This is a genomic window from Shewanella sp. VB17, from assembly GCF_013248905.1.
Lineage (GTDB): Bacteria > Pseudomonadota > Gammaproteobacteria > Enterobacterales > Shewanellaceae > Shewanella.
In genome coordinates this window covers 1,587,028-1,611,010 of the sequence record NZ_JABRVS010000001.1, presented here as the reverse complement: position 1 = coordinate 1,611,010, position 23,983 = coordinate 1,587,028, and the positions used below count along the sequence as shown (strand labels likewise).

The 23,983-nt window shown below is 40.1% G+C and carries 24 protein-coding genes; 15 read left to right on the top strand and 9 right to left on the bottom strand.

The window, feature by feature from the left end; all coding sequences use genetic code 11:
- Positions 1 to 146: 146 nt before the first annotated feature.
- Positions 147 to 1,364, top strand: coding sequence for a BCCT family transporter (locus tag HQQ94_RS06875; protein WP_173293715.1), 1,218 nt, complete (start codon positions 147 to 149; stop codon positions 1,362 to 1,364).
- Between the two features lie 16 nt (positions 1,365 to 1,380).
- Positions 1,381 to 2,085 (top strand): TorF family putative porin, encoded by a 705-nt coding sequence (locus tag HQQ94_RS06870; protein WP_173296552.1) that lies wholly within the window; start codon positions 1,381 to 1,383, stop codon positions 2,083 to 2,085.
- A gap of 114 nt (positions 2,086 to 2,199) precedes the next feature.
- Here the strand turns inward: HQQ94_RS06870 and HQQ94_RS06865 are convergent, their stop codons facing one another.
- The 5 genes from HQQ94_RS06865 to HQQ94_RS06845 form a co-directional block, all read right to left on the bottom strand.
- On the bottom strand, positions 2,200 to 4,179 hold the full coding sequence (locus HQQ94_RS06865) for a hypothetical protein (protein ID WP_173293714.1): 1,980 nt from the start codon (positions 4,177 to 4,179) through the stop codon (positions 2,200 to 2,202).
- A gap of 317 nt (positions 4,180 to 4,496) precedes the next feature.
- Complete coding sequence (locus tag HQQ94_RS06860; RefSeq protein WP_173293713.1) at positions 4,497 to 4,655, bottom strand: hypothetical protein; 159 nt, start codon at positions 4,653 to 4,655, stop codon at positions 4,497 to 4,499.
- A 289-nt stretch (positions 4,656 to 4,944) separates the two neighbouring features.
- The gene (locus HQQ94_RS06855) at positions 4,945 to 5,913 is read right to left on the bottom strand and encodes a nucleoside hydrolase (RefSeq protein WP_173293712.1); all 969 of its coding nucleotides are present in this window, start codon (positions 5,911 to 5,913) and stop codon (positions 4,945 to 4,947) included.
- Positions 5,914 to 6,054: 141 nt separating this feature from the next.
- On the bottom strand, positions 6,055 to 6,951 hold the full coding sequence (locus HQQ94_RS06850; protein ID WP_173293711.1) for a DMT family transporter: 897 nt from the start codon (positions 6,949 to 6,951) through the stop codon (positions 6,055 to 6,057).
- Positions 6,952 to 7,207: 256 nt separating this feature from the next.
- Positions 7,208 to 7,732: a winged helix-turn-helix domain-containing protein gene (locus HQQ94_RS06845; protein ID WP_173293710.1), complete on the bottom strand. Its 525-nt coding sequence runs from the start codon at positions 7,730 to 7,732 to the stop codon at positions 7,208 to 7,210.
- A gap of 239 nt (positions 7,733 to 7,971) precedes the next feature.
- Here HQQ94_RS06845 and mtnN point away from each other — a divergent pair, with 239 nt between their 5' ends.
- From mtnN to HQQ94_RS06830, 3 genes are all read left to right on the top strand, one after another.
- Positions 7,972 to 8,664, top strand: a complete 693-nt coding sequence (mtnN, locus tag HQQ94_RS06840) for a 5'-methylthioadenosine/S-adenosylhomocysteine nucleosidase (RefSeq protein ID WP_173293709.1) — start codon at positions 7,972 to 7,974, stop codon at positions 8,662 to 8,664.
- 45 nt (positions 8,665 to 8,709) lie between these two features.
- A complete protein-coding gene (locus tag HQQ94_RS06835) occupies positions 8,710 to 9,696 on the top strand; it encodes a cobalamin biosynthesis protein (RefSeq protein ID WP_173293708.1) in 987 nt (328 codons plus the stop codon).
- A 339-nt stretch (positions 9,697 to 10,035) separates the two neighbouring features.
- A complete protein-coding gene (locus HQQ94_RS06830; protein WP_254304016.1) occupies positions 10,036 to 10,491 on the top strand; it encodes a nuclear transport factor 2 family protein in 456 nt (151 codons plus the stop codon).
- A 73-nt stretch (positions 10,492 to 10,564) separates the two neighbouring features.
- Here HQQ94_RS06830 and tyrS read toward each other — a convergent pair whose 3' ends face one another.
- Positions 10,565 to 11,761, bottom strand: coding sequence for a tyrosine--tRNA ligase (gene tyrS, locus HQQ94_RS06825; RefSeq protein WP_173293706.1), 1,197 nt, complete (start codon positions 11,759 to 11,761; stop codon positions 10,565 to 10,567).
- 139 nt (positions 11,762 to 11,900) lie between these two features.
- Between tyrS and HQQ94_RS06820 the strand changes: the two genes are divergently transcribed.
- From HQQ94_RS06820 to HQQ94_RS06800, 5 genes are all read left to right on the top strand, one after another.
- Entirely contained in the window at positions 11,901 to 13,307 is a 1,407-nt protein-coding gene (locus tag HQQ94_RS06820) for a peptidoglycan DD-metalloendopeptidase family protein (protein ID WP_173293705.1), read from the top strand.
- A gap of 83 nt (positions 13,308 to 13,390) precedes the next feature.
- Positions 13,391 to 14,500, top strand: a complete 1,110-nt coding sequence (locus tag HQQ94_RS06815; RefSeq protein ID WP_173293704.1) for an anhydro-N-acetylmuramic acid kinase — start codon at positions 13,391 to 13,393, stop codon at positions 14,498 to 14,500.
- A 106-nt stretch (positions 14,501 to 14,606) separates the two neighbouring features.
- Positions 14,607 to 15,305, top strand: coding sequence for an aquaporin Z (gene aqpZ / locus HQQ94_RS06810; RefSeq protein ID WP_173293703.1), 699 nt, complete (start codon positions 14,607 to 14,609; stop codon positions 15,303 to 15,305).
- Between the two features lie 139 nt (positions 15,306 to 15,444).
- Positions 15,445 to 15,822, top strand: coding sequence for a DUF2750 domain-containing protein (locus HQQ94_RS06805; protein ID WP_173293702.1), 378 nt, complete (start codon positions 15,445 to 15,447; stop codon positions 15,820 to 15,822).
- A 131-nt stretch (positions 15,823 to 15,953) separates the two neighbouring features.
- Positions 15,954 to 16,346 (top strand): hypothetical protein, encoded by a 393-nt coding sequence (locus HQQ94_RS06800; protein WP_173296551.1) that lies wholly within the window; start codon positions 15,954 to 15,956, stop codon positions 16,344 to 16,346.
- A gap of 72 nt (positions 16,347 to 16,418) precedes the next feature.
- Here the strand turns inward: HQQ94_RS06800 and erpA are convergent, their stop codons facing one another.
- Together erpA and HQQ94_RS06790 are read right to left on the bottom strand one after the other, a co-directional pair.
- Entirely contained in the window at positions 16,419 to 16,787 is a 369-nt protein-coding gene (erpA, locus tag HQQ94_RS06795) for an iron-sulfur cluster insertion protein ErpA (protein WP_173293701.1), read from the bottom strand.
- 79 nt (positions 16,788 to 16,866) lie between these two features.
- Positions 16,867 to 17,661, bottom strand: a complete 795-nt coding sequence (locus tag HQQ94_RS06790) for a DUF6776 family protein (protein WP_217274008.1) — start codon at positions 17,659 to 17,661, stop codon at positions 16,867 to 16,869.
- A gap of 226 nt (positions 17,662 to 17,887) precedes the next feature.
- Between HQQ94_RS06790 and HQQ94_RS06785 the strand changes: the two genes are divergently transcribed.
- Positions 17,888 to 19,576 carry a chloride channel protein gene (locus HQQ94_RS06785; RefSeq protein ID WP_173296550.1) on the top strand — a complete coding sequence of 563 codons (1,689 nt, stop codon included), beginning with the start codon at positions 17,888 to 17,890 and terminating at the stop codon, positions 19,574 to 19,576.
- A 401-nt stretch (positions 19,577 to 19,977) separates the two neighbouring features.
- On the opposite strand, the gene HQQ94_RS06780 is transcribed toward HQQ94_RS06785, so the two are convergent.
- Positions 19,978 to 20,274 (bottom strand): hypothetical protein, encoded by a 297-nt coding sequence (locus HQQ94_RS06780; protein WP_173293700.1) that lies wholly within the window; start codon positions 20,272 to 20,274, stop codon positions 19,978 to 19,980.
- 1,069 nt (positions 20,275 to 21,343) lie between these two features.
- On the opposite strand from HQQ94_RS06780, the gene HQQ94_RS06775 reads away from it, so the two are divergent.
- Genes HQQ94_RS06775 through HQQ94_RS06760 form a run of 4 tightly spaced genes read left to right on the top strand, consistent with a single transcriptional unit; the run spans position 21,344 to position 23,653 of the window.
- Positions 21,344 to 21,610 (top strand): c-type cytochrome, encoded by a 267-nt coding sequence (locus HQQ94_RS06775; protein ID WP_173293699.1) that lies wholly within the window; start codon positions 21,344 to 21,346, stop codon positions 21,608 to 21,610.
- A gap of 2 nt (positions 21,611 to 21,612) precedes the next feature.
- Entirely contained in the window at positions 21,613 to 22,839 is a 1,227-nt protein-coding gene (locus tag HQQ94_RS06770; protein WP_173293698.1) for a sulfite oxidase, read from the top strand.
- Positions 22,839 to 23,222, top strand: a complete 384-nt coding sequence (locus HQQ94_RS06765; RefSeq protein ID WP_173293697.1) for a cytochrome C — start codon at positions 22,839 to 22,841, stop codon at positions 23,220 to 23,222. The genes HQQ94_RS06770 and HQQ94_RS06765 overlap by 1 nt, the downstream gene beginning before the upstream one ends.
- Positions 23,219 to 23,653, top strand: a complete 435-nt coding sequence (locus HQQ94_RS06760) for a c-type cytochrome (RefSeq protein WP_173293696.1) — start codon at positions 23,219 to 23,221, stop codon at positions 23,651 to 23,653. The genes HQQ94_RS06765 and HQQ94_RS06760 overlap by 4 nt, the downstream gene beginning before the upstream one ends.
- Positions 23,654 to 23,983: the final 330 nt, after the last annotated feature.

Genomic DNA, 23,983 nt, shown 5'->3' with positions numbered 1-23,983 from the left:
TAATTTATCAAGCCTTAGCTTTCGTCAAAACGATAATTAAGGCTTGGAGGATTTTGCAGCTTAACCTTGCTGCTGGTTGGCATAATTAACACCAAAATAAGGAACTAACAATATGTGTTATAAGAACGTAAGCTTGGAGAATAACAATGACAATCTGGCTTAGCATAGGAATAATATTTACTTTTGCAGCAATTGCTTTTGTGATTTATCGCTGGGGAAATATTGAATGTATTGGTGTCACGCCAGTACGTACTTTTACCTTCATTGCGATTTTGTTTACTTCAGGATTAGATGTGGGTCTTATCATGTTTCCCCTCACTGAATTTGCCGGCTATGCCGATTTAAGCGCCAGCCCTGAGTATGGCTTCACTAATCCCTTGGCCATTGAATTTGGCTTCTGGGCATTTCTTATCTGGGCTTTTTATTTTCTAACCTGTTTTTATTTCTGTGTTATAGAACCAAGAGTCAAGTTCTTTGAGATACCCATAATTAAATTTATCAACAACTTAGTTATCATTGGTACCTGTGCCTTTACCGCTTACCTTTTATTAACTAACTTGCCTTGGTACCTACCAGAAATGGGCGATGGTGAGAGCCTTGTGAGCAGTTTCTATCTTATCGTCTTTGTAGTGATCGCCGCCGCTGTCTACTCAAGTACCAGTATTCGCTACGTAAAAATGCTGAGCTTAACCAGCACTTGGTTATTTATGGGCTTAATTGCCATCATGTGGGCTGGCGCCTTTTTATCTGATGATTCTGGTGTTGGAGAATTTTTCAGCACATTTGCCTTGATCGGTGACTATTTTGGTAATATCCATCGTTTTGCTCTGCCGCTGAATGATTACCATGAATTTTACCTGTTCTGGTGGTTTGCTTGGAGCATCATGATTGGCCAATTTACCTCACGTTTTGTCGGTGGAATGAAAACCTACCAAGTGCTTATTGCTATGATGCTATTCCCCTCGCTGCCAATTGCGGTGTGGTTTACGGTATTGTACTACTACAGCGCCAATGACATCGCCACAACGGGATTTTATAACTTGGCCATGGTATTTGTTGGCATCACCTTTGTCATCAATTCCTTAGACTCGTTAATTCGCCTTTATACCGACAACCTAAATTTGACCGTCGAACGCTTTGGCAAAACCAAATATATTTTAGGTAATGTTATTTTAATGAGTGGTTTAACCTTGCTGTTTAAACTCGACTTCTTGCAAATCCAATGGGTTGGCGCTTTAGCTATCGGCTTGATTTTGAGTTGTTTCGGTTACATCTTAGCCAAAAAATATAACAAGGTAGCAAGCATTGAATGCTCACCGACAGAAAACAAAATTGACTTTAGCAAAATTGAATTAGCTAACTAAAAAAGAAAGGGAAATGATGAACATAACAATGAGAAAAATAACATTATTGGCTTTAATCGCCTTACCAAGTACCGCCATCGCAGGGCTTAGCTCAACGGTGACCGCCACCTCAGATTACACCTTTAATGGTGTGAGCCAAACAGGCAACAACCCCGCTTTACAGGCCAGCCTGGATTACGCGGCAGACGATAACTGGTATGTCGGAACATGGGCATCAAATTTTGATTACGGCTCAGGTGATGACACCTGGTTAGAGCTCGATTTTTATGGCGGCAAGTTCTTTCAGCTAACCGAGGCGGTATCTCTAGATGCCGGTATTGGCTATTATACTTACCATGGTGATTCAGACTCAGATGAGTACCAATATCCTGAGCTGTATACCAAGTTTGGCTACGCTTCATCGCTCGGACAAACTGAGCTGAACTTTTGGTACACATGGGATTATTTTGGTACTGATGCTGGTCATTACATCATGATGGCGGCCCACACCTTTACCTTGGCTGAAGGCCATGATATTCGCCTCAGTGTTGACCGCTCAACTTCCCTCGATGAAGACAAATACGATTGGGATGGTGACAAGAGCTATAACCACTTTCGGGCTGAATACATGACCAGCTGGAAGGGCTTCAACTTTAATCTCGCCGTCGAAGATACCAGCATGAACTGGGATACAAGCGATGAACGAGTCGTGGTATCAGTCGCGAGAACCTTTGATTTTTAATCTTTCTTATTAACAAGTTAGATGAACAAGTCGCCATTAGTTATGCGTTAATCTTTAACCATAAAAAAGCCCTGCTAAAAATAGCAGGGCTTTTTTAATTAACGGTTATGCGAATTACTTAACCTTATACGTGACTGTGCCTGTCTGCGTTACACCTGCTTTAGTGGTGTAACTATAATCAAACGTAGCAGAGTTTGACTGACTAGCAGTATCATCATATAAATACACATAGTAAATGTCAGTTGAATATCGGTAGCCTGATGCTAAACTGGTTCCTGTTTGAATACTTATACTGTTACGATCAATACGTTCATTTTCAGCGGCTTTTACAACATATTTCTTGTATAAATTATCAAGAAGTGCGTCATTTTTAACCACATTAAAGACCTTGTAGATTTCATTATTAACTCCATTTTCAACATATGAAGTTAAAGTTAAAGTAAAATCTTTCAATGAGTTAATAGATAATGGAAAAAATAACTGAGCGCTACCACTCCCGCTACAGCCATATAAGCATGCCTCTTCACCTGCGGTATTTTTTCCCTCAATGACGATACCATTAGTGGTAAAATTACTGTTATCTAACACCACATCATTAATATCAAACTCGTTGTTATAAACAACAAATGATTGTTGACTATTCGCGATATTCTCTTCTGTGCCAGAAGCGGTATTAACGAGCTTACCGACCTTATATTGATACTCTCCCTCAGCTAATGCGGCATCTACTGGTGAAGCAGTCAATTTTGTCCCATTGAGAGTCAATACCACTTTCGTAGCAATAGCACGATTATCAAGCTCTATATAAGTATCTCCTGGAGTGACACCTTGCTCATTAACTGTATTTCCAGCTATGATTTTCACTGCATCGATAGAAGTTAATTCAACACTTGAGTGCTCTTCCTCATTATTAACTAAGGCGACTGGAGCTGAAAAAAACATTTCAAGGTTATTATCTTTTACTTTACTCGACAACACTGTAATTGCAGGGATCTGATAACTCGCCATCGATAAGGTCACGGCTAAATTCAGCTCACCATCGACCACTTCTGTATAAAAGGATTGAGCTTGTACGCCTGAAATAGACACCTTATATTGCTGCTCAAACTCTGTCGGATCAATTATTACTTGTGCATTACTATAAGCAAGCTCTCCGACTTCAAAGCTAGGAATTACAATATTAAGCTTGCCTCTGTACCTTGCCTCTACCACGTACTGAGCAGTGGTAGAGTCATAATCAAAGTAGGTATTACCATCATCGTTGCCACTGGCGGCAACTCGCGCGCCAGCTAATGTTGAACCATCTTCACTTAACAAGGTGAGACGTAAATCATATTCTCTTAGAGCATTGATTTCTTTAAGGTAAAGTGTATTTTCATCCCATACTTTATCTGCACTTAATAATCTAGATTCTAGCACTTTTTTATATTCAGGATCATAAGCGGTATATTCTTCAGAATTATCCTCAGAAAGATTAACCTCTAGGGCGAAATCATCAACACCGTCATTATCCACATCAAGTTTGGCGTGTAATTCGGAGGGGATCCCCTCAGGTAACGTCAGCTTATATTCGCCCGTCGCTTCAGTGTAAACAGCAACATCATCGGGCTGTTGTAGCTCTAATGCATATGGATCTTTATCGGTCACATATAATGAATAGACTTCTAAGTCTTCAACATAAGTATTATCACCAGTTTGTAGTAATGTAAGCAGCTTTTCTTTGGGCTTACCAACAATCATCTCTCCTAAGTCTTGCTTGATCTCTCCATGTAAACCCTCTTTCGTCTCACCTTTATATACCATAGTAACAAAAGCATCAGAAGGGCTTTCGAGTTTTAGCATAAAGTCACTAAATGCGGCTTGTTTTTCTAGCAGTAATTTAGCGTCATTAATCTGTACAGGCGTTGACCACTTTCCAGCAAACTTAATGGATGCTTGTGCATCTGACAAGTTTACATCATCGGTGGCCCCTTTTACCGTTCCTGATAAGGTTACCGTCGCAGCATCATTATTGTTATTATCTTCAACTTCTAGACAGCCAGATAGAGACAGCGCGGCAGAAATTGCCAACACTAATTTAATTTGATTAGACATCAAATACTTCCTTTTATTTTATTATGATAGGTAGTTCCGCCCATTTATGTAGGCGACGCTGTAAGAAAACATGAGAGCAAGTGTTATCCATGACACAGGCGCTACATGACTACTCTTACAACGGCGAGATTCTAACAAGATGAGTATCACCCAGCAACAATAAATGCCATATAAAAACAACAAAGCAAGCATAGTAAGTCAAATAACAACAAGTTAAAAACAGGTAAGTCTGAATGTAATACTAGGTGGTTATACAGCCTAGCCCAAATTCAGTTCAAACTAACTTAATTTTATTTTAATCCCACGCTTTTAATTTTCTATACAAGGGGATTACGGCTGATCCCTAAATGCTGGGCACTGCGGCTGACATTGCCATCAAATCGATAATAACTCCCCAGCAGATGGCACAAAAGTGCAGTTTCTACTAAATGTACCTGACTGGGAATAAATACTAAGATTTGTTGACTGTGGTGCAACTCATAAATCTATGTCCGTGAATAACATGTTAATCACCGATCAACTACTGCTACGCCATCGCTACTCATGCCAATTACCCCCGATATCGAGCGCTACATTGACCAACTTATTCGAATACTATTCCCCCCAATGGCGCAGTACATAACCTCCACTATCAAAACATCAAGAACTTATTGGTCAGTTATGATGTCAATCCATTAGGTTCCTTTTAAGATAAATTCCAGTAATGGCTGAAATAAGAAAAAGCCTAATTTTCGATACTAGGCTTTTTATTTTGAGACTTAGTCATTAACCAATTCTACGACTGTAAGCTATGATGCTCTGACGGTAAATTTCCAACAGCTCTGTATCTTTCACCGCAATGCCCACACGCTGAGCAGTATACTTCTCCCATTCATCATTGAGGTACTGATCAAATTTCTGAATCGTCATGCCCTCTGCAGGCCCCTCAGTCACCACACGCACAGGCCCTTCTCTCAGGGTAAACAGATCGGGTTTTATCACATAAGCAATCGCTGATGGATCGTGCACATGACACGCATCAATACCGACCTTTTGTTTATAAAACCTCAGGTAAAAACGGCTGACATCCCAGATAAACTGACCCATTTCACCAGCATCGTCACGCAGTTTATCAAGGTAATCAACTGTAAAAAAACTCTGCTCGGTGACATCCAGCCCAATGATGACCACAGGCCAAGATGCGCTAAAAACACTATCCGCCGCATGGGGATCATCATGAACATTAGCCTCGGCATAAGGGGTCACATTACCACGGTGATCATTGACCCCAAATGCCCCCCCCATGATGACCACTTGCTTTACCAAATTAACAATTTCTGGTTCTGCTTGCAGGGCTAACGCTAAGTTAGTCAAGGGACCAATCGCCACTAACGTGATCTCATTGGGCTCAGCTTTAACGGCATCGATAATGTATTGAAACGCGGGACGATCATCTATCTCTCCTCTAACATCGACAGGTACTTCAACATCTCCAAAACCACTCTCACCATGCACCACAACCGTGGGACCGGCAGGACGTCGAACTAGAGGTTTACTCTCACCTTGAGCAACATCAGCTTTTAATTGATATTTTTGCTTCAAATAAAGCGCATTACGAGTCGCATTCTCGATGGTAACATTACCAAAAACCGTGGTAATGGCCTTTAGTTCTATTTCTGGATGTGACTCGGCGAATAAGATAGCCATAACATCATCAATGCCAGGATCTGTGTCTAATATTATTTTCTTCGCCATACATTCATTATCCAGTTATTTATTGGCGGCTATATAGCATCTTTAATAGAGTAAACTCTCGGAAATGAACTTCCTTAAACAATATAAAGCCCCTAGATATACCTAAACGACCTCAATATGCTTGGGTATAAGTCATTAATACTAATTTCCTAGTTCTAACTGCGGACTTTGTGACTTAATCCAATATTTGAGTGGAATTTGAGAAACCAACATGCCAAATAGCATCAAGCCGCAGCCAAATAAGGCTCGTCCATCCATGTCTTCGCCCAAGAAAATTATCCCACCAATCGCAGCAAATACCGCTTCTAAACTTAAAATAATTGCAGCATGTGCTGGGTTAACGCCTTTTTGTGCCACCAGCTGTAAGGTATAGGCAATACCCACAGACACGATGCCAGAAAAAGCAAGTGGCGCCCATGCCGCAGCAACGTTTTCAATCTGGGTAATTTCTAAACCAGTGGAAACCATCAAACTCAATAAACCACACATCAAAAACTGTAATTTAGCCAGCAAAATAGCAGAATTTTTCCGCGTAAAATGATCAACGGCTAGAATATGCATTGCCCAAAATAGAGCACCAATAAGCTGCAATGCATCACCATAGCCAATAGTAAAATCTTCTTTGATACTTAAAAAATACAATCCAAATACTGCAACTGCGCATCCAATCCAAGTGTTGATTCCCGTTTTATGTTTTAACATTAACCCTAAAATAGGCACTAAAATAATATATAGACCAGTGATAAACCCGGCATTGGCAGCGGTTGTATATAATAAACCGACTTGCTGAAATGAAGCCGCGATAAACAAAAGGACCCCAAGCGTCAATGATCCTAATAACAAAGAGCCCCTACTTTCGATCTTGATTTTACCTCGTCGATGAAAGAAAAAAACTAATGGTAATAAACTAATTGCTCCAATTAAAAATCGTAATCCATTAAACATAAAGGGAGATAAATGATCCATCCCTAAACTTTGAGCCACAAAACCAAGCCCCCAGATAGCAGCGATAAACAGTAATAAAATATTTGCAGGCAAAAGAATGTCCTTAAAAATAAAAGTAGCAAAACAGAAAGTCATGATAATGTCGTCGCATACTTTACCATTATTTATCACTTTGCTACCATCAATCCTCGTTTTCAATACCGAGTCCCGCCTTAAAAAATAATTTCATCTCTACCAATCTGTAATCATATCAAAACAGGCTAAGCCACACTGAAACTGGCTAAGATAGAAAATAGGGTATTTTATCAAGCTGAAAGTTAACAGCTATACCAAGAGGGGAAACATTATTTTAATCGAAATTGTTTGTTAAAAGCCAAATGGCAGTAATGGCTTCGATTGATGCAATCAGTGCTAAAATAAGACAAATTATCATCAGTAGTTTAGAGGACGCACCTTGGTATCGTTTGTGGTTAAATATGGATGCTACAACATCCATTAGCTGATTGAACAATTTATTATCGCTTCTTACCACTTCTGTTACTGGTTGATGTTGAGGTACAAGATCACTATCAATTACCAGCATATACCCCTCTTTAGGGATCGTTTTAATTTCACAGTTAAGTCCATCAAATAACATCAGAGATTTACGTAAATTCGAAACAGCTTTAGTTAATGAAGCATCACTCACGCATACCTCATTCCACACTTCCTCGTTGATATCAAACTTGTTAACAACTTGATTTTTATGATTTATCAAGATGGTTAATATTGCTGCTTCGCGCCCTCCTATATTAACAACATTATCACCATAGCTGATCTCTCCCTTTAATTTATCGAAAAATATATGTTTGCCTAAAGCGTAAGTTCTTCCCATCTATCAACCTTACATATCGCTATAGTAACTAAAATCATTTTACAAGTGCATCTACAGGGGTTTTAACACTCATTAATTTTTGTATTATAGTTCATTTGTCTCATCATCGACCTACTTCAGAATTCGAAATAACAAAGTTTCATGCCTAGAGAAGAAAAAAGGGATTATCCACAAAGTTACTCTACGCCATGTTATATTAATGCCCATTCGATCCCGTATGACAATTTAAGGTTAAATCAATGAAAGTAGGTATCATAGGTGCAATGGAGCCTGAGGTCGTCCACTTAATCGCTTCAATGAATAACACTGAGTCACACACCATCGCTGGTATTGAATTTGTTACTGGTACATTAAACGGCAAAGAAGTCATTGTGACTCGTTCAGGCATAGGTAAGGTAGCGGCAAGTATCGCTACCACACTGCTTATCGAAAGATATGCACCTGACGCTATTATTAACACCGGCTCTGCTGGTGGGTTTGTTGATTCATTAGCTATCGGTGACATAGTTATATCCTCTGAAGTGCGTCATCACGATGTAGATGTCACCGCATTTGGATATGAAATAGGTCAAATGGCTCAGCAACCAGCCGCTTTTATACCTGATGAAAAGTTAAAAAAAGCTGCCAATAAAGCCGTCACGCATTTAGGTAAAGTGAAAGCTATCGAAGGTCTTATTTGTACTGGTGACAGTTTTATCTGCGATCCTATTCGCACTAAAGCCATGCTGACACACTTTCCATTAATGGCAGCTTGCGAAATGGAAGGGGCTGCGATTGCCCAGGTATGCCATCAATTTTCGATCCCATTTGTCGTTATTCGTTCACTGTCTGACAATGCTAATAATGACTCACCGGTCGATTTTGATTCATACATAGTAAAAGCAGGACACCACTCCGCTCTTATGGTGATATCTTTACTAAAGTACCTATAATCCCTAGCATCATCATAATTAACAAGTAATCACAAGGCTACGACTATGGTTCCTGAGTTTGCTCAGCAATTACTCCATGATTCTTCATTATATCAGGGAGCCATAACCCTTTTTGTTAGTTTATTATTATCAAAAATTGCACCACTTCCTCGCACTATCCAACCTCTGGCCTGGTTTAATTTACTGGGTAGGGAGTTAGCGAAAAAAGTCAACCGACGAGGGCGATCACATACACAGCAAACAATAGCAGGTACCCTATCCACACTCCTGTTAGTTATTCCTTTCTGGGCCATCATCACCTTTTTGCTGCAACTTGCTGACTTTCCTTGGCTATTCGAGTTTATTATTCTCTATGTATGCCTAAATGATGAGAATTTTAATTTGATTGCCAAGGAAATTAATCATGCAATCAAACATGAAGATAAAGTGCTCGCAAGAGAAATATTAGCACCATGGCTCAGCCGAGATACTAAAGAACTTACCATCATTGGTTTAAGGAAAGCCACCATAGAAAAACTGGTAACCACACCAGTCTATGGCACCGCAGCTTGTGTACTCTTTTTTATTCTCGGTGGAGCCCCGCTAGTACTTGCTGCTCGAATGCTTAAACAACTTGAACTTTGTTGGTTACCGTTCAATCCTCATTTTCGCTATTTTTCTTTACCTGTTTACCTGTTGAACACGTTAATATTTGCACTCCCTAGTTGGCTTTGGAACATCACTCTTGCGGTGCAAGGCGGACCTAAAAGCCTACTGACTTTAATGAGGCCTATCACACTAAATGGCTGTATTTATCATGAATTAAATACTTATGCTGTCGCTGCCAGTGTGTTGAATATCGAGCTTGGGGGGCCGATGAAATTCAATGGCATCAAAGTGATCACCAACAAACTTATTTACGGCCAACTGCCAGGTGAACATGCCATTAATGACGCCATTAGATTAATAAGAATGAGCCATTCTATTTGGGTTGGTTTTGTGATACTCATTCCTTTGATTTGGGCTGGTTTACGCAACTTTCCGCTCAACTAAGTATGATTGAGTGTTTCATGCTAATCTATTTAATTTAACCCTATCTACCATAATCCTATAGAAACATATGTAACGTTAGCCCTTCTCTCATTTATAGGCTTGATAACTGGCGTAAGAGGAGGCATTATTCTAAGTATCTTGCATCATAAGGTGACAGTGTAGGTGCGCATGGCATACACTTGTTGTTGTATTAAACAAGATAAACAAACTTTAGTCCTAGCGACATTGGCAAGCTTTAGGAGTGGCAATTGATGATCATTAGATCTCATCTGTTATTCAGGACTTTACTCTAAAAAATCTATCGAATAAGAACTCATGATGTTGCGATATATCAGTCTCATGTTTGCATTTATTATCTTGCCTTCAATGGCGGCAAATGGCCAAATGCCCTCAGAGCAACAGTTAGCGGTAAAATACATTAAAGCAGTGACAGATCACGACTATAACACCTTAGTTAACTTCTATAACCGTGATAGTGTCTTTAACGATAAAACAGCCGATAAAACCTATACAGGAAAACGAGATATTCTCAGTTTTTTAAAGCGTGCACATCAAGGTGTGCTGGAATATGATTTTAATATAGAACATATGTTTAATTCTGATTCCTTGGTGGTAATGATTGGTAATTATCATTACAAAGGCCCAGGGGAACAATTTGGTAAACCTGGAAAAATCATTGACTTAGCTATCCCCAGTGTCACAACAGTGACATTCGATGAAGATACAAATAGAGTTAAGGAACATCTAGATCTTATGGATTATCAAACAATGGCTGATCAACTGGCTATTCAGTAACGGTATTCAATATTTCACTAAAGAAACGGCCTAAAGTGGGTCTTTAAGCCGTTTTATTCAATCCAAGATTCAATTAAACTAAGATTATCTTAGCAAATTTACGCTTACCGACTTGGAATATTGCACTCGTACCCGCAGTCAGCTGCAGGCGTGTGTCTTCAATCTTAACACCGTCGATTTTAGCTGCTCCTTGCTTAATCATGCGCATACCATCAGAAGTTGAATTGACCAAACCAGCTTCTTTAAGCAAATTAGCAATAGCAATTCCCTCACCTGCAACGATCTCTAGTTCTTGAATATCATCAGGGATAGCCCCTTTTTGAAAACGATTAATAAATTCTTGATGAGCAGCTTCTGCCGACTGTTCGTCATGAAAACGCGCAATAATTTCTTTCGCAAGCGCTATTTTAATATCACGTGGGTTGGTCCCTTGCTCAACATCGAGTTTATACTGTTCAATGTCACTTAATGGACGAAAAGAAAGCAGCTCGAAATAACGCCACATTAGAACATCAGAAATTGACATTATTTTACCGAACATCTCACCAGCAGGCTCACTTACCCCAATATAATTATGCGCTGACTTAGACATTTTCTTAACACCATCTAAGCCCTCCAACAAAGGCATCATAATCACAGTTTGCGGTTTTTGGCCATTCGCTTTTTGTAACTCTCGGCCCATAAGTAAATTAAACTTTTGATCCGTTCCACCTAACTCTACATCGGCCTCTAGTGCTACAGAGTCATAACCTTGGAGTAAAGGGTACATAAATTCATGAATCGCAATAGACTGCCCCGAAGCATAGCGCTTCTTAAAGTCATCACGCTCCATCATACGCGCCACAGTTTGCTGTGATGCTAGGCGTATCATACCTGCAGCACCAAGTGGTTCTAACCAGCTAGAATTAAATTCTATACGCGTTTTAGCAGGATCTAAAATCTTATAAACTTGTTCTTTATACGTTTCAGCATTAGCCAATACTTGCTCACGAGTCAAAGGAGGGCGAGTGCTATTCTTGCCACTTGGATCTCCCACCATGCCAGTGAAGTCACCGATAAGAAAGATAACCTCATGGCCAAGCTCTTGAAAAGCACGCATCTTATTTAAGATGACGGTATGGCCTAAATGAATATCTGGAGCTGTAGGATCAGCACCAAGCTTAACACGTAAAGGGCGCCCCTCTTTCAACTTTTCCAGCAGATCCGCTTCGAGTAAAATCTCATCGGTACCACGTTTAATTTCTGCTAATACTTGGTCTAAATCAGCCATCTCGCCAGCTACTCCAAAGAGCCTATGAATCAAATAAAGAGAGCTATGTTACTTGTTAGCCAGCACAATTGAAAGCGTGTACACTTAAGGGATCTCGATAAATAAATAATTGCTACTTAGCTCAATAGGAAAGGGGTCGATGGGAAAGGTTATAACATTATTAAAATTGCTACCCAAAATGCACCAAATATTGCTAACAGTTTTGGTTTCCATCACTTTAGTTATTTTAATTCTACTCGTTGATAACACACAAAAATTAAAACATGCTAACCAGCAGCTTTCTGGTACCGTTGAGCTTGATCATCTCGGTACACCATCTTCAAACAAAAATACACTCAACAACCAAGAACAATTAAAAGTTCCCCTTGCTTTTCGCACCCCAGTATCACCTTCTTCCAGCAACACAGAACAAAAGAGTGCTGAACAAACAACAACCGTCAATATAGACAGCTCAATGAACAACACCGAAAAATTTAAAGTAAAAAGTGGTGACACCTTAGCGGCACTCTTTAAACGTGCAAATTTAAGTTCACGTGATGTTTATGAAATAACGTTACTGCCTCAAGCAAAAAAACACTTGCTTAAGATCATGCCAAATCAAGAAATCATCATCGCTAAAAATACTCAAGGGGAGTTCACTGAGCTTACGTTCCATTTAGATCCTATCTCGACATTAATCATCACTAAAAATGACAGCGGTTATAAAGAAAAAATCGTGAACAAAGAAATCGAAAACCGTCCTAAATTTGCCAGTGCTACAATCAATAGCAATTTCTGGAATTCAGGTGTTTCCGCAGATCTCACGCCAAATCAAATCATGCAGCTCGCCACCATTTTTGGCTGGGATATTGATTTTGCCCTAGATATCAGAAAAGAGGATAACTTTGCCATCATCTTCGAAGAAGAGTTTGCTGATGGTAAATTTCTACGTAACGGTAATATTCTCGCCGCTGAGTTTATTAATCAAGGCGATCGTTATACCGCCGTGCGTTACACTGATGGTAACTACTATTCGGAAGATGGACGTAGTATGCGTAAAGCTTTTCTACGCTCCCCTGTCGATTTTAAGTATGTCAGTTCCAGCTTTAATCCTAAACGACTTCACCCTGTAACTGGCCAAGTACGTGCTCACAGGGGAGTTGACTATGTCGCCGCCGTCGGCACCCCCATTAAAGCAGCAGGTAAAGGCAGAGTGATCAAATCTGCATATAATCAATACAATGGTAACTACGTGTTCATTAAACACAATGACACCTACACCACTAAATACTTACACCTTAAAAAGCGTAAAGTTAAACAAGGCGAGAATGTTAAACAAGGGCAGATAATTGGTACATTAGGGTCAACAGGTCGAGTGACCGGTGCACATCTTCATTATGAGTTCATCGTGAATGGAACACACCGCAATCCAAGAACCGTTAAGCTACCAAAATCATTACCGATTGCCAATAAAGAAAAATCAACATTTTTAGCCCTTAGCAAGCAAATAATGACTAAGCTTCAGCAGAACAAACAAGTATTACTTGCTTCACAGTCGCATGACTAACAATCATAAGTACCTGATATATTATTCGTCATAGCGCTAACATTAACGCTATGACAAAGCTCAACTAAGGTAAATCATATTTAATGAATCAACGTTATTTTATTGGCTTAATGTCAGGAACCAGCATGGATGGTGTCGATGCGGTACTGGTCGACTTCAGCCAAAAGCAAACAAGACTCATCGAAAGACACAGCCAAAATATTCCAAAACATACATTAAGTGGTCTGCGGCGTCTTTGCTTACCGGGAAGTGATGAAATCACTCGCTTGGGGCAACTTGATCGTAGCGTTGGACAACTATTTGCCTCTGCTGTTAACGCCTTATTAGCTAAAGCTGACATAGCAAAAGAACAAGTCATCGCCATCGGTAGCCACGGGCAAACCATCAGACATATGCCAAATTTGGATATGGGCTTTACCCTACAAATAGGTGATCCTAATACCATTGCTGTCGAAACGGGTATTGATGTTATCGCTGATTTTAGGCGAAAAGACATTGCCCTTGGTGGACAAGGTGCCCCATTAGTCCCTGCATTTCATCAACAGATGTTTGCTAAAAAAGACGCAAGCCGAGTCATACTCAATATTGGGGGGATAGCGAATGTGACCTATCTACCAGGGAATGAACAACCTGTGATAGGCTTCGATACTGGCCCAGGTAATACGCTTATCGATGCCTGGATCCAACAAGTAAAACATGAAGACTATGACAAAAATGGCGATTGGGCGGCCAGTGGTAAAACCGATGAAAAACTGCTTAAGCATCTACTCTCCCACTCTTATTTTTCCATGGCATTTCCTAAAAGCACAGGCCGTGAACTGTTTAATCAAGCCTGGCTAGAACAACAAATGGCAGCATTTGGACACCTTAGCGAAGCCGATATTCAATCCACGCTACTCGACGTCACTTGCCACAGCATAGCCAAAGATGTATTAACACTTTCTACCGGTGGTGAGTTATTTGTCTGTGGTGGTGGAGCATTTAACACCGAATTAATGACTCGACTTAAAAAATTATTAATTCATTACGAAATAAACTCAACTGCAATCCTTAACATGAACCCACAATGGGTTGAAAGCATTGCCTTCGCTTGGCTGGCCATGAGACACCATAACGGCTTGTCGGGGAACCTCCCAGCTGTCACTGGCGCATCTAGAGAAGCGATACTAGGTTCTCTATTTCCAGCCACTTAATACACTTTAACCTAATCAATAGTCACTTAACCAACATTAACCTAGCAGTAGATTCTATCGCTCTTTCGATAACTTAAGAATACGACAAAGCATAAGGAATAATGATATGAATATGACGCAAAAAATGGCTGCGGAATTTATTGGAACCCTTTGGCTTGTTTTAGGAGGATGTGGTAGCGCTGTATTAGCAGCCACTTTTCCAGCAGTGGGAATAGGCCTATTAGGTGTCTCTTTTGCCTTTGGTCTAACGGTACTCACCATGGCTTACGCTATTGGCCACATTTCAGGTTGTCATCTAAACCCTGCTGTCTCTTTCGGTCTATGGGCCGGTGGACGCTTTCCCGCAAATCAATTACTGCCTTATATCATCGCTCAGGTTACAGGTGCTATTGCTGGAGCAGGCGTTTTATATCTCATCGCCTCAGGCAATGCAGATTTTACGTTAACCGATGGCTTTGCCTCAAATGGATTTGGTGAGCACTCTCCTGGAGGCTACAGCATGACAGCAGCCTTAGTCACAGAAATGATCATGACCCTATTTTTCTTAATGATTATCTTAGGCGCTACCGATAGCCGGGCTCCACAAGGATTTGCTCCTATTGCTATCGGTCTTGGGCTCACCTTGATCCACCTTATCAGTATTCCAATCACCAATACCTCAGTTAACCCAGCACGTAGTACAGGTCCAGCTCTGTTTGTTGGCGATTGGGCTACCTCTCAATTGTGGTTATTTTGGGTAGCCCCTATTGCTGGGGCAATTTTAGCGGGGATGATCTACAAACTTTTTAGTGTTAAAGAAGGATAATGATTAATTGAAAACCAGTCTATTTAACGTAATTGGTATAATAAGCAGGTTTGATCCAAAATATTTTAATTTCCTTGCAGTGAAATGCTATTATCTGCAGCAATAGACGAGAAGACTTGCTAATCAATGAGAACAGACCATGAGTAAAAGCGCAAAAGATGCAACCAATATGACTCCCGAAGCACGCTACGACTATTTAGTCGAACAGGCCAAAGAGCATAAAACACTCTGGACCCTGCAAGATAATGATGGTTGCGTAATGCTAACCACTGATGATGAAGACTGCATCCCTATGTGGCCAAGTGAAGAAACAGCAAATTTGTGGGCTGTTGATGACTGGAAAGATTGTACCCCATTATCGATCCCACTGAATGAATGGTTAGAACGCTGGGTTCCAGGTATGCAAGACGACAATCTTTGTGTGGCTATATTTCCAGTCCAAGAAGATCTCGGCGTGGTCATCGAACCTTATGATGTTGAACAACGTTTAACACCAAAGAAGCAACAAAAACACTAAATAAACTTCGCTATTCAAGGAGAATAATCTTGGAAAGCAAAACCTCGAAAGCCATAACAAACGTCACTACGGAGACTGTAAAACCATACGTAAAGGAGGGTTATACTGGCTTAGCAAAACATAAAAGTAAGCTGCCTAAAAGGCTTGCTATATTGTGTGCTTTTTTCACAATAGCCTCTATCAGCGGGATCGTTGCAAAACAGGGAGTGCTATTTTGTATGCTGACTTTGCTGATGGTCGTTGCCATACTTGGTCGCCAAAAAACGGCCATGTATATGCTACAAGCTTATACCGTGATCCAACTTGGTTTACTCTGCATATTACCCGTTATTTTGTATGATCCAGATAATTTAGTGGTAGGCAACCCTTCTATGTTCAGGCTTGGTAAATTTGAAAGTAACGTTCCAGATGAGATAGTTTTTGCTTTATTAATTATACTCGCGTTGCTGCAAGTATGGATAGCATTTACTCCTAAGGTAAAAACCTACTTTAATGATAAAGTTAACTTTAATATCATAAGTTAATCTTAATTATTTTCTTATTATGAACATAAAAAAGCCAGTAGAGTTTCTCAACTGGCTTTTTTATGGGTAGTGTTAAACAGAAAAACTCGCACCACATCCACATGTCGTTGTCGCATTAGGGTTTCTAACAAAAAAACGAGAACCTTCTAATCCTGAGGTGTAATCTACTTCACCGCCAACTAAATATTGTAAGCTCATAGGATCGACAACAAGTAAAACGCCCTGCTTTTCTATCGTAAAATCGCCTTCATTAACCTTCTCATCGAACGTAAAACCATACTGAAAACCAGAACAGCCACCACCGGTAACATACACTCGCAGTTTCAACGCATCGTTTTCTTCTTCTTCAAGCAAGGTTTTAACCTTTGACGCTGCAGCATCCGTAAACTGGATTGGCAATTCATCTTGTTCTGCCGCTTGTTCAGCTATCTCTTCAGACATTAGCACCTCTTACATCGATTAACTAACAAGGATTATCTAATACCTGACCATTTTGTTCAAGTATTATACTTATGCTATTTTATTTCTGTGACTCATTCAAAATGTTATCTTCAAACGCGTTAACACTATGCATTCTCGCTCCCGAAGAGCTAACCTCAGATAAAATATCAGAAATGAAGTCTTTATCACTTTTTTCCTCGTTATATTTTAGTGTATTTTTATCTATTTCTTTAGGATTGTTATTATTAGCCTTAGTATCAGACATGACCAACTCAGGCAATAATTGCTCTATACTGTATTCAATATTAGCAACAGAGCCTTTTTCCCAACGACTCGATGGCACTTTGACACTCACCTTAACTCTAGATAATTCAAACCCTTCCGGTAAGGTAAATTCCATTTCCTGTATTTGAAAATAGATAAAATTAAAATCAAATAACTCCTTATCATCCAGTAGTTGAGCAAGATCTAACTCAACTATTTTTTTATTTTGAATACCCACTAAAATAATAGACGATTTACCTTTTAGTGACTGTTTACGTTTTTGCAATTGAGTGAGGATAAGTTTAAGTCGGTATTGTCTTGGCAATAAGCTTAATGTTAAGTTAATCTCGTCAATAAATACCCCATCAGCACTGCTTTCTGGCGCCACAACACTACGGTAAAAATTAAGTTCCCTCTCTAATTCGCGCTGTTTATTGTGTTGTTCGGCAAATATCTGCTGCATTTTATTGCTCGTTTCTTTTACCAGCGTTAGTTCTAATTCTTTAGATACGAGTACTTGAGCTTGAATGTTGAATTTTTCAGTCAATTTATCAGTCTCTTGTGTGTTACTCTTCTCAATGGGTTGATTATACTCAATCCAAAGATTCATACTTAGGCAGCCGATGGTAAAAGCCAATAGCATTAAAAGTAGAAGGTACATGCTCGACGGCCTAATTTTTCGTTCAAAAACTTGTATTCGTTCCACCCAAGAATAATGACTTAGCATTAATTAACAACCTCTTATTGTAATTACTTATATTAACTTTTGTCTTGTTTGAGTATCATTTAGACAAAGGATGTTAAGGACGGTACTTGTGCTATATCGACTCAAAAAAATGCGTGCCCAATGGCAAAAGCATCTCAATTCAGAGCTTAAAGATACCTTATCTCAGGCAAAAATCAGCTTACAGCTGTCTATACTTGCTTTACTGTTTGCATTGATGGCATCGGCCGTTATCATCCTATTTCGTTTATTGCTTCTGTGGATAAACACTTACACAAAAACGACTGAACTTGATTTTACTGGCATAGCCGACGGCTGGCGAGTGTTATTACCTATGGTGGGGGCCATTTTAATTTGGTTTGTCGCAAAAATAAGCTCTAAACGTTATAAAAGAATGGGAATTGCTTATGTTTTACATAGAGTTAAACTTCATTACGGTAAACTTCCCTTACAATCAGCGCCAAGTCAATTTTTTCAAGCCCTGTTTGCCTTAGCAACAAATTTCTCCGTTGGCAGAGAAGGACCGGTCATACATTTAGGGGCTGTCACCGCCAGTGTATTAGCCGAAAAATTTAAACTACCTGATAACAGCGTTCGCATCATGTGTGCTAGCGGAGTTGCTGCGGGAATAGCCGCCACATTTAACACTCCGCTAGCCGCTGTCATCTTCGTATTCGAAGTGATCTTAAGAGAATACAAAGTTCACTATTTTTTCCCGATCATTATCGCTGCCATATGTGGCACTGTTACCAACCAGCTAATGTTCGGTAACATACATGAATATGACCAAATTGGCATCATACATATTCCTCTTTCTCAATACCCAATCTTGGCGATCTGTGGCTTACTCTTAGGTTGCATCGCAGCTCTGTTTAATTCATCACTATTAAAAGTCACTGCGACAGGACAAAGCTGGCCCTTACTCTACCGTGTATTACTCGCGGGTATAGTAACAACGATTGTGGGTATGCTAATGCCCGAAGCACTGGGAAGTGAAGAGCTTGCCATAGATCAAGCCATCAGTGAACATCCTAGTATTCTCTTTTTAATCGCACTCCTTGTCGCCAAAATAATCGCCACGATTGCTGCTATTGGGTTAGGGATCCCCGGCGGGGTTATAGGCCCAATTTTCGGGATCGGCGCACTAGTAGGAGCTATCTTGGCATTAACCAGCGCCATATTATTCCCCTCTATTGCTCCCTATGTTGGTCTCTATACCATTATAGGTATGACCGCGATTATGGGGGTCTGCTTAAGTGCACCACTGGCAGCGTTAGTTGCGCTACTAGAGATGACCAATAACCCCTCTATTATATTACCCGCAATGTTTGTCAGTATTCCTGCTTTTCTCATTGCCCATCAGGCCTTTAATACCAAATCACTCTTTTTAGAACAACTGGACATCATGGGGCTTGATTACCGTGTATCAGCAGTTCAGCAAGCACTACAAAAAACCGGTGTGAGAGCACGTATGGATAAACGCATGGTGATCGTCTCTGACAATAATGAGCTTCAACTTGAAGTTCTCAAACGCGCAGAAGGACGATCCGTATTAGTAAGAAGCACTGAAGATCAGATGGAAATGCTGCAATTGGAGATGCAACGCTATGATAGTGAAAGCGCACTCACTCGTCACCCCATTGAAGGACTACCCGATACTGCAACACTCAATGAAGTGTATAAAATTCTTTCCAGAGAACGTCGTGGTGAAGTTTACATTTATCAAAATAAAAAAGAGAACATTGTCGGTGTTGTCAGCTGGGGGGCATTACAAAAAGAGATACGGTCAGGTCAAATTTAAGATAGCTGCATGCACTAAGCGCTGACATAGGCGCCTCTTTATACACAACTTATCGTTACAATAACGTAGAAATTTAGTATCAGAAACTTCTATTTTTCTTTCATTAATAAAAACAGAGGCTTTGATTAGCAGTGCTTTCTATCACTCAGTTTTATGAACTGAGAACTGATGCACAACATAAATTAACGCCATAAAGCAAGTGACAGTGCCCAAATGACCTTTCAATTAAAATCAACCAATTCATCATTTTCACTTATTATCATTTACCTTATATTTGGCTAAATGCTGACGTCGTTACCGATATCAAAGCACAATCTCACACTTAATAGCTGTTTATGACTAACAAACGCCCCCTAATATAGGCATATTAAAGCGCACAATTTAAGCACTATTCAGGTTAGTTAGTCTTTGACCATCGCACTCGTGATAACAACTTCTTCAGGCTCTTGATCAAATTGTTCAACACCAGCCATATCAAACATGCTAGAAGAGAGTTGTGTCTGCAACGACATGCTAAGTTCTCTTTGAGCCACCTGCATCATCTCTTGCATCTGTATTGCCATGTTCTGTTCAATCGTCGTGTTTAAATCAGTCAAAATAAGCATATCTGCATTGGCTATTGCACTTGTACTGCTCCCCATAAATACCGCTATTGCTAGAGATATTGTTGCCAATTTGCTGATAGTAGAATTAAACATGATACCTTTCCTCACTATAAATATAGACACTTAAAATTAAACCTAAACCATTGATATTAAAAACTTATAAATGAAACTTATATTTTTTATAAACACTCACAATGTACCTTGTAATGTGAGCTTAAGACCAAAACCTTCTACAGGAACTCATGACTATAGACTACACAAAATGAGTGTGCATAAGCTTGTGGGAAAATATGTATAAAAATGTATAAATTTAGGTCGAAAGTTTACTTTGAAAAAATTCATCAAGTTGCTCCACAGAAACTAATTTTGGGCATTTTTGTAATAGCAAATTAAGACACAGAAATAATCTAGCGGCATGTTCACATGCCGACCTTATCGCAGCGACCTCTAAATTAACTTCAAGTAATAATTCCCTAGCCCATTTTTAAGGGATCACTTCTCACCTAACAAATCTGTTTCTACAGATGCCTCTTCGCTTAAATTTGAGTACATAACCGCCACCACTGAATCATCTTGTAGATACTGATACATGTTGCAGCATGCAACTTGAGAGGCCTTGCTGTTAGCTCCAAAAAAACATCAGTTGAGACAGCAAAGTAACATCAATATTCTCGAATGAGATGAGGAATTTGAAAGGTAAATGATATAAAAATGAATACTCTAATCCATATTAGAAACGTTTTTATCTTAATTTCTAGCGTATTCATTTTTGTACATTGAACTGAACAAGGCCTCAGAGTAACAATGACATTACCTATGACTATAAATCCTGGCTTAACTAAATAACTGTCGATGAGAGCCTTCAACACCAATATTAGATTAGGTATTGTTTTAAAATGATTTTTATTATATTTTTATTATATTTTTATAATTTTTTATATCTTTTCACATACAATAAACAGAAATTAAAGGTAGCGTCATTGCTGTGGTAATCTATAGTGAAATTTAGCAAAAAGTATTGATTTGAATCAAATCAATACTGATTAAAAAAAAGGCCTTTAAAGGCTAGCAAATGAGATAAAATGTAAGGAAGGATATGGGCATAAATAAGAATAAAAAGGCTTCTACGACAAAGACTATAAGCCTCTCAATAGGGTTATCTATGGTCATAACCAGTGGCATGAGTATCGCTGCAAGTGACGAAAACCTATTAAATATGTGTCAAGCCTGTCACGGAAATGATGGAAATAGCCAGTTTACTTCTATTCCGAATCTAAAATGGCAAAATCAAGCCTATATGGTGCAACAGTTAGCACAATTTAAAAATGGCCAACGCCAAGATAAGACCATGAGTAAAGTCGCCAAACTACTGAGTACTGAACAAATGGAAGCTATAGCAAGCTACTTTCATAACGGTAAGGAAGAATAAGAATGACTATCGATAGACGTAAATTTTTAAAAGGCGCTGTGGCCACTTCAGTATCAGCAATCTTACCGATTAATTGGGTTTTTGCTCAAAATCGGCCAGCAGGGATCACGCCTCTTGATGTCTCAGCAGTCACTTGGTCAAATGTTGAAAACCTTCCTACACATTTTACCGTGCTAAATTCAAATCCACTGAACGCTTTCCCACCAGAACATATGCTTGCACCGATGAAAACGCCTGCTGATGTTGCGTTTATCCGCTGGAATGGTCAACTGCCAGACTTTGAGAATATCAATCCAGATACTTGGGAATTCACCGTCGATGGCGAGTCTATTGAAACCTCAAAAACCTATACTATTGCCGAATTAAAACGTCAATTTAAGACCCACACTCAGCAACTGGTACTCGAATGTGGCGGTAACAGCCGTAAAAATTTCTATCCTAACGCTAAGGGAAACCAGTGGAGCAATACCGCAGTATACTGTGCAGAATGGACAGGGGTACTGGTTAAAGATGTCCTCGCAGACTGCGGTATAAAAAGTGATGCCGTTTACACCGCAAATTATGGTGCCGATAAACATCTCAGTGGTAAAGGCGCTGCAGTTTCACGCGGAGTGCCTATTGAAGCGGCAGTCAATGAAAACGCCATGATAGCTTGGGCCATGAATGGAGAGGATATCCCTTACCTGCACGGTTACCCTCTGCGTATCGTCTTTGGTGGACGTCCAGCCTCTGTCTCACAAAAATGTGCCACTGGTATGGGCGTACGTAATCGCGTACATGATGGTACTAAAATGGCGGCCCCAGCTTATCAGGTACCTAAGAACCCTGTAGCTCCGGGCGAAAAAGTCGACAATAAAGACTTTAAGATCATCGAAGAGATGATCGTTAAGTCCCTTATTACAGCACCACAAACAGGCGGAGAACTAACGCTCGGTAAATCATTGGAAGTCAGTGGGCATGCTTGGGCTGGTACCCGAGAGGTCGCAAAAGTAGAAGTGAGCTATGACTATGGCACAACTTGGCAAACCGCGGCTTTAACTAAACCTGTCAACCCTATGGCGTGGCAGCATTGGAAACTGAGTCTAACCTTACCATTGACGGGCTATTACGAAATCTGGGCTAAAGCAACTGACACCAAAGGGGATGCTCAGCCTATGGTGCAGCCACAGTGGAATCCAAAAGGCTATCTATTCAACGGCTGTCATAGAGTGGCTATAAGGGTCGTATAATGAAAAAACACCTTCATGTTTTAGCCTTACTTCTCACGGCAAGCACTGTCAATGCCGTTGCTACCGAGCAGCAGTACCCGGTAGATAAAACCACCGGACTTATCATGGCTCCTGGTTGGGAAATAGTTAAAAACCAATGTAATGCATGTCATACCAGCTTAATTATCCCACAGAATCTAGGCAACCGTGAGGTCTGGCGAGAAACAATCCAATGGATGATTGATACCCAAGGTTTATGGGATCTTAATGAGACGTGGGATCCAGTGCTGGACTACCTAGAGACTTATTATAATGAATCGGGTATCGACATGGAAATCTTTAGGCGTAAATTCCTAGAAGCCTCTCAGATGCCTCCTCTGCCAGAAAAGAAGGAGCATAAATGATCATCCATCAGAAAAAATTAAGCCTAAAGGGATCGCTACTAACCGCTGGACTGCTATGCTCCTTTGCATCTATCGCCGCTGAGCCTGCAGCAATCAGTGCAGAGCAAGCCTTTAGTGAGTCTTTAGCTATCTCTGAGCTTAAACTCGACAAGGCATTATTAACACAAAAGTTTGATATTGCCCAAGGTGAAACGCTAGCAAACACACGATGCATCGCTTGTCACAGCAGTGCCATGCTGACCAATATGCCCACTTACCCCAGCTTGATGGGACAGAAAACAGCCTATCTGTTTAAACAACTTATCGAGTTTAAACGTGGCGTTCGAACCAACCCCATCATGCAGGCGCAAGCAGGTATGTTATCGGAAGCTGAGATGAAAAATGTCGCCTACTACTACTCACAACAAGCACCATTGAAGCTAGTTAAATAGCGCGACGTTTTTTGCCTACAATAAAAAATCCAACAGCCACGTTGGATTTTTTATTTGATATATATCCTCAGCACAGATATTTAACTACCGCAGCAAATCGAGTATAGTATCGCCTCAGCCACCCTAGGGTCTGTTTATCTTTCATGGTTGTTTTTGCAAGGAGTTGTTGACCTTTTATACAAGGCAGAACTTGTGTAGTCTAGTTATTCTACACCAACAAGTGACAACGCAGTAGAAAGGGTCAACAAACCTTGCCCTAGGGCTCATCTCAATGGTTTTATTGCTGTGTTGCGGGCTTTTTACTTAACCCATTAAGCCTCATCGCCCGAC

What these genes read in the sequence shown, in the direction of transcription:
- tyrS (WP_173293706.1), bottom strand. Translation starts at nt 11,761, where the DNA reads ATGGCTGATTTAGACCAAGTATTAGCAGAAATTAAACGTGGTACCGAT.
- HQQ94_RS06845 (WP_173293710.1), bottom strand. Translation starts at nt 7,732, where the DNA reads ATGGGAAGAACTTACGCTTTAGGCAAACATATATTTTTCGATAAATTA.
- HQQ94_RS06790 (WP_217274008.1), bottom strand. Translation starts at nt 17,661, where the DNA reads ATGAATCTTTGGATTGAGTATAATCAACCCATTGAGAAGAGTAACACA.
- HQQ94_RS06830 (WP_254304016.1), top strand. Translation starts at nt 10,036, where the DNA reads ATGTTTGCATTTATTATCTTGCCTTCAATGGCGGCAAATGGCCAAATG.
- HQQ94_RS06785 (WP_173296550.1), top strand. Translation starts at nt 17,888, where the DNA reads ATGCGTGCCCAATGGCAAAAGCATCTCAATTCAGAGCTTAAAGATACC.
- HQQ94_RS06770 (WP_173293698.1), top strand. Translation starts at nt 21,613, where the DNA reads ATGACTATCGATAGACGTAAATTTTTAAAAGGCGCTGTGGCCACTTCA.
- HQQ94_RS06875 (WP_173293715.1), top strand. Translation starts at nt 147, where the DNA reads ATGACAATCTGGCTTAGCATAGGAATAATATTTACTTTTGCAGCAATT.
- HQQ94_RS06775 (WP_173293699.1), top strand. Translation starts at nt 21,344, where the DNA reads ATGGTCATAACCAGTGGCATGAGTATCGCTGCAAGTGACGAAAACCTA.
- erpA (WP_173293701.1), bottom strand. Translation starts at nt 16,787, where the DNA reads ATGTCTGAAGAGATAGCTGAACAAGCGGCAGAACAAGATGAATTGCCA.
- aqpZ (WP_173293703.1), top strand. Translation starts at nt 14,607, where the DNA reads ATGAATATGACGCAAAAAATGGCTGCGGAATTTATTGGAACCCTTTGG.
- HQQ94_RS06780 (WP_173293700.1), bottom strand. Translation starts at nt 20,274, where the DNA reads ATGTTTAATTCTACTATCAGCAAATTGGCAACAATATCTCTAGCAATA.
- HQQ94_RS06765 (WP_173293697.1), top strand. Translation starts at nt 22,839, where the DNA reads ATGAAAAAACACCTTCATGTTTTAGCCTTACTTCTCACGGCAAGCACT.
- HQQ94_RS06835 (WP_173293708.1), top strand. Translation starts at nt 8,710, where the DNA reads ATGGTTCCTGAGTTTGCTCAGCAATTACTCCATGATTCTTCATTATAT.
- HQQ94_RS06870 (WP_173296552.1), top strand. Translation starts at nt 1,381, where the DNA reads ATGAACATAACAATGAGAAAAATAACATTATTGGCTTTAATCGCCTTA.
- HQQ94_RS06815 (WP_173293704.1), top strand. Translation starts at nt 13,391, where the DNA reads ATGAATCAACGTTATTTTATTGGCTTAATGTCAGGAACCAGCATGGAT.
- HQQ94_RS06865 (WP_173293714.1), bottom strand. Translation starts at nt 4,179, where the DNA reads ATGTCTAATCAAATTAAATTAGTGTTGGCAATTTCTGCCGCGCTGTCT.
- mtnN (WP_173293709.1), top strand. Translation starts at nt 7,972, where the DNA reads ATGAAAGTAGGTATCATAGGTGCAATGGAGCCTGAGGTCGTCCACTTA.
- HQQ94_RS06805 (WP_173293702.1), top strand. Translation starts at nt 15,445, where the DNA reads ATGAGTAAAAGCGCAAAAGATGCAACCAATATGACTCCCGAAGCACGC.
- HQQ94_RS06855 (WP_173293712.1), bottom strand. Translation starts at nt 5,913, where the DNA reads ATGGCGAAGAAAATAATATTAGACACAGATCCTGGCATTGATGATGTT.
- HQQ94_RS06820 (WP_173293705.1), top strand. Translation starts at nt 11,901, where the DNA reads ATGGGAAAGGTTATAACATTATTAAAATTGCTACCCAAAATGCACCAA.
- HQQ94_RS06760 (WP_173293696.1), top strand. Translation starts at nt 23,219, where the DNA reads ATGATCATCCATCAGAAAAAATTAAGCCTAAAGGGATCGCTACTAACC.